At 45.1% G+C, this 5,589-nt stretch carries 3 protein-coding genes; all 3 read right to left on the bottom strand.

Annotation, left to right across the window (positions count from 1 at the left end; all coding sequences use genetic code 11):
• Positions 1-7: 7 nt before the first annotated feature.
• Positions 8-298, bottom strand: coding sequence for a GIY-YIG nuclease family protein (locus K1X84_16565; protein MBX7153242.1), 291 nt, complete (start codon positions 296-298; stop codon positions 8-10).
• A gap of 181 nt (positions 299-479) precedes the next feature.
• Positions 480-1,718 carry an SIR2 family protein gene (locus K1X84_16560; GenBank protein ID MBX7153241.1) on the bottom strand — a complete coding sequence of 413 codons (1,239 nt, stop codon included), beginning with the start codon at positions 1,716-1,718 and terminating at the stop codon, positions 480-482.
• A 277-nt stretch (positions 1,719-1,995) separates the two neighbouring features.
• Positions 1,996-5,148, bottom strand: coding sequence for a vitamin B12-dependent ribonucleotide reductase (locus K1X84_16555; protein MBX7153240.1), 3,153 nt, complete (start codon positions 5,146-5,148; stop codon positions 1,996-1,998).
• Positions 5,149-5,589 lie beyond the last annotated feature (441 nt).

Below are 5,589 nucleotides of genomic sequence, written 5' to 3'. Positions count from 1 at the left end.
AGTTCGCTCATCCCACAATATCCCAATACAAATCCTTCCAACCCGGATTCATTTTTTCAATTAATTCCAACTTCCATTGCCGGTTCCATTTTTTAATTCGCTTCTCCCGTAAAATTGCATCATTGATATTCTGAAATTCCTCAAAATATACCAACTTGTGCACGCCATATTTCTTTGTAAAACCGTCATTCACATCGCTTTTATGCTGATAGCTTCGCCTCACTAGATTCTCAGTTACGCCAACGTACAGTGTTCCGTTTCTTTTACTGGCAAGTATATAAACGTAATACGATTTCATTAATCTCCCTCATGTAAAGCTATTCAATCTGCATTCTTCGTAAAAGTCATCCACACCCCGATAGTCGTGATAAACTCCAGCAGAATCCGACTGCCCTCCGTAAGCGTCATTCCCGCCCCGACCTCCTGAAGAACCCAACTGCCCCGTAAGAGTCATTCCCGCGAACGCGGGAAACCAGAGTTCATTTTTTTATTAATTCCCACGCGTCTTCGTCTTCGACAAACTTATCAATTCCCTTTAAATAAAGATACCGTCGATCACGATAAAATAAGCCATTATTATTTGTTTTAGGCGGATAAGCCACACAATACTCTTTGTTGGAAGGTATGTTTAAGTCTGTTAGCTTTTTCCATTGTTCATCAGAATAAATATCATCAATATTTTTATCCCATCCGGCGCAATCCACTGAAACAAATTTACAATTTCCAATATCAAGGGCTGCTTGTATCGCTTGATTGATATGTACATCAGAAAAAGAATACCCTAATGTCATAATAATATTTGCTTGAAGACAATCGGTTTGGAATGCATGAAAAAAATATGACATAGGCTTAAATAGAATCCTATTAGCTTTATTAAGACCAGTAATTATTGGCGTCATCAATATAGGATTACCTTTTTGATCGTATTTGTCTGGTTCAGATTGTATGGAGTAGTTAACACCCCTGACCCATTCAAACCAGTTATTGTTTGGTCTTGATTCATAATATATTGAACCGTGTAAATTAAAATTGCAATTCTCATCTAAGCATCTGAATATCCTTTGAGGATTGGCCGCATAATATTCAGCATCAATTTTTTGATCAAAACCATCGAAACCATCTAAAATAGAATTCACAATATGATCGTAGTTAAGAGTGTAAGATCGTATGGTATAGTCGAAGAAAAAACTTAAAAAACTCATAAGCTTATTCATTGAATCTTTGCACGACAGTTTAGACCGATCAACATATTCGATAACTCTTCCAAAGATACGATCAATTATGTTCTCATAGACGTCTCGGATATTTCGCTGGATATCATCACTTGGCGGCAGATTGCTTATGTTAAGGCCTTTTTGAAGTGGATAGTATTTGTCTTCACAAAATCTTTTTATTTCATCATTCAATGGAAAAGTAAAGATTTCATCCCGTGTTGAATCTGAAATACTCCAATCAGTTTTAGCGTGTGAAAAGCCTCCATGACTTTGAAGCTCTAGTTTAGATTTTCTACAGAAGTATTGATGTATTTCTTCAATCTCATTAATAATGTGTTCAAAATTTATAGAATTAATTTCCTTCTGTTTTTTCAATAATTCATAGACCTTATCTACCAACGGTTCTTTCAAGTTACATACACTATCCGTAATATCCTTTGTAGTGGGTGCATCCCAAAGCTTTGTGAATCCCGCGCCGGTTAAGATTACAATTTTCTTTTTCATAGTATAGTTTCCTCTCTGGATTCCCGCTTTCGCGGGAATGACTATTGCCGAGGCTGTCGGAACTCCTGCCGGAGTCTATCCTGATTTGTCGGAATGACAGTCGCGAATCTGGATTCCCGCGTTTGCGGGAATGACAATGACGGGACTGAAACGACAACAGTCGTTATAAATAAAAAAACCACACAACTTCCCAAAACTTCGGGACGTTGTGTGGTTTGTTAATTTTACTATCACTTCGCGTCCCCCACGACGCGACCTCCTAGTGGAGGTTAAAACATTACGAACAGCCCATGCTGTTGCCGCAGTTGAGGCACTTGTAGCAGGCGCCGTTGCGGACGGTCATGTGACCGCAGACGTCGCACGCCGGGGCGTCGCCCATCATTTCGCTGAGTTGTCTTTCCATCTGGTTTGCGCCGATCTCTTTCGAAGCGGCCGGCGTTTCCATCGTAGCGGTCGGTTTGACATCGTCTTTCTGCGCGGGCGCTTCATTGTCCAATGTCGGCGGCACGTGAACGAAATCCATCCGTCCTAAATATTCCATGCCGAGTACTCTGAAAATAAAGTCGAGAATCGACGTCGCATTTTTGATATTCGGGTGATCGGTGAATCCGCTCGGCTCGAACCGTGTGAAGGTGAATTTCTCGACGAATTTCTCCAGCGGCACGCCGTATTGCAATCCCATCGACACCGCGACGGCAAAACAGTTTAACAAGCTACGGTAAGCCGCGCCTTCTTTGAACATGTCGATGAAGATTTCGCCGAGCTGGCCGTTTTCGTATTCGCCGGTGCGGAAATAAATCTTATGGCCGCCGAGCGATACTTCCTGTGTGAAGCCGTGGCGTTTGTGCGGGATCGGTTTTTTCTGGCCGCGACGCAATTCTTTATTCACTTTCGCTACCGCATCCGCGACAGCTTTATCGAGCTGTTCCTGCGTGATCGCCGAACTGTCCGTGGCTGTTTCCGACGAAATGGCTTTACTTGTCAAAGGCTGAGAGAATTTCGATCCGTCGCGGTACAGAGCGATCGCTTTGAGGCCGAGTTTCCACGCTTCGAAATAAATTTTTTCGATGTCTTTGACGGTGGCTTCGTTGGGAATGTTTACCGTTTTGGAAATCGCGCCGGAAAGGAACGGTTGCACGGCCGACATCATCTTCACGTGTCCCATCGGATCGATGAACCGTTTGCCGATACCGCATTTATTGGCGCAATCGAATACAGCGAGATGTTCTTCTTTGAGCAAATGCGTGCCTTCGACCGTTTGCGCGCCGCCGATGTAGATCACCGCGCGGGAGATCTGTTCGCCCGAAAGTCCGCGGGCTTTGAGCGTTTTGATATTCACATTTGGCGTCCATTCGTCGAGCGATTTGTTTTTGTTGACGTATTCCTCCGCTTCGTCAATTTCCTTGTCGGTGAAACCCATTTGTTTGAGTTGATCCGGGTTCACGTACGGCGCACCGTTGAATGTGCCGTGGCCGAGGATATATTTGATGATACCATCGATCTCCTCAGCGGTATATCCTAATTTATTCAGCGTTTGCGGAATGGAATTATTGACGATCTTGAAATAACCGCCGCCGGCTAATTTTTTCCATTTCACGAGTGAAAATTCCGGCTCGACGCCCGTCGTATCGCAATCCATGAGAAGCCCGATCGTGCCGGTCGGCGCGAGCACCGTCGCCTGCGCGTTACGGTAACCGTATTTTTCGCCCAGCGTGACGCAAGTATCCCAATCTGCACGCGCGGCTTTGATCAGATCGTCCGGACAGAAATCGGGACTGATTTTATAAGCGGCGTCGCGGTGTTTATTCATCACGCGCAACATCGGTTTTTCGTTTTTCTTGTAACCCGGGAACGGGCCTTTGACGGCAGCCACTTCGGCTGAACCGCTGTAAGCGGCGGCGTGCATGATCGACGTGATCGCACCTGCGACCGCGCGGCCTTCTTCGGAATCGTACGGCAAACCATTGACCATCAGCAACGTTCCGAGATTGGCGTAACCCAAACCGAGCGGGCGATAATCATGGCTGTTTTGCGCGATCTGCTGCGTCGGATACGACGACATATCGACGAGAATTTCCTGTGCAATGATAAAAATGCGGCAGGCTTCGCGATACCCTTCGATATCAAAATGGCCGTTCTCGTCGGCAAATTTCATCAAATTGATCGATGCAAGATTACACGCGCTGTCGTCGAGGAACATATATTCCGAGCAAGGATTCGATGCGTGAATTTTGTCCGTATTCGGACACGTGTGCCAGTCGTTGATCGTATCGTCGAACTGCACGCCCGGATCGGCGCACGCCCAAGCCGCAAATGCAACTTGTTCGTACAACGCGCGGGCTTTATAAGTATCGACGACGTCGCCGGACGTGCGGGCCAAGGTCTTCCATTCCCCGTCTTCGAGTACGGCGTTCATAAATTTATCCGACACACGGACAGAGTTGTTGGAGTTTTGGCCGGAAACGGTTTGGTACGCTTCGCCGTTGAAGTCGGAATCATAACCGGCATCCATCAACGCTTTGACTTTTTTCTCTTCTTTTACTTTCCAATTGATAAAATCTTCGATTTCCGGGTGATCCATGTCGAGACAAACCATTTTGGCCGCTCGGCGCGTCGTGCCGCCGGATTTGGTAGCGCCAGCGCCGCGATCCAAGACCGCGAGAAAAGACATCAGACCGGATGACGTACCGCCGCCGGAAAGTTTTTCCTGTTTACCGCGGAGAGCGGAAAAGTTACTGCCTGTGCCCGAACCGTATTTGAAAAGTTTGGCCTCGTTTTTGGCTAATTCGAAAATGCCCATCAAGTCGTCGCCGACGGATTGAATAAAACACGCCGAACATTGCGGCTTGGAATATGAATCGACGGTTTGTTCGATCATTTGTTTTTTCATATCCCAGTAGAAATTGCCGCCGGAACCTTTGATGCCGTATTCATGCGACAGACCGCAGTTGAACCAAACCGGCGAATTGAACGCACCCATTTGATTGGCAAGCAAGTGCGTGAGTTCCATTTCGAATACGTCGGCATCTTTGGACGAATCGAAATAGCCCATCGCCTCGCCTTCCGTGCGAATGGTATGTGCTACGCGGTAAACAAGTTGGCGAACGCTGGTCTCATGACCGGTGCCGGGCACGCCGGCTTTGCGAAAATACTTGGAGGCGGCAATATCCGTCGCCAATTGCGACCAGGATTTCGGAAATTCAAGGTCTTTCATTTCAAAAACGACCGTTCCGTCCGGTTCGGTAATAACGCTACTGCGTTTTTCCCACTCGATACGGTCAAAGGGATGCACAGCTTCCGTCGTAAAATAACGGTGCATACGCAATCCTTTGGCCCCATCATAGGCAATGCCGTTGATGGTCTGATTTGTCACTTTTTTTGGAGATGATTTAACCTCCACAACCCGAGCATCTGAGTTTTTGACTGCCATGATCAAGAATCCTTAACGTTAGATTGGTTAAATAAGTATATAAAATCGATCTTCAGTGAATCAAAAATGAGTGAAAAACCTATCGTTCAGAAATGATTATCATTTCTGACTTCTGCCTTTGCCAAAAATTTGCAAAATTTAATTTGTATTTAAAGTGTGCCGGATCAGGTCTATCGCAACACACTTCCGGTATGGAGAACACATCCTTTTTGATGCCAAATTCAGGATTGTTTCCAATTCTGAAAAGCTCTCTCAACAGGGGTAGCTCCATTATAAAGAACGACCTTTTTAAACGCAAGACAAATTTATTAACTAACATTAATCCACAATTTATTAACATTATTAATAAATAAAAATCAAATAATTAAAATTCAAGTAAAAAGTTATCAACATAAAAAAGCTGTTCACAAATTATAAACTCGTACATGTTGAAAAAATTGC

This window comes from bacterium, assembly GCA_019695335.1.
GTDB lineage: Bacteria > CLD3 > CLD3 > SB21 > SB21 > JABWBZ01.
The sequence above is the reverse complement of the archived record's forward strand: the minus strand, read 5'-3'. Positions and strand labels throughout refer to the sequence as shown.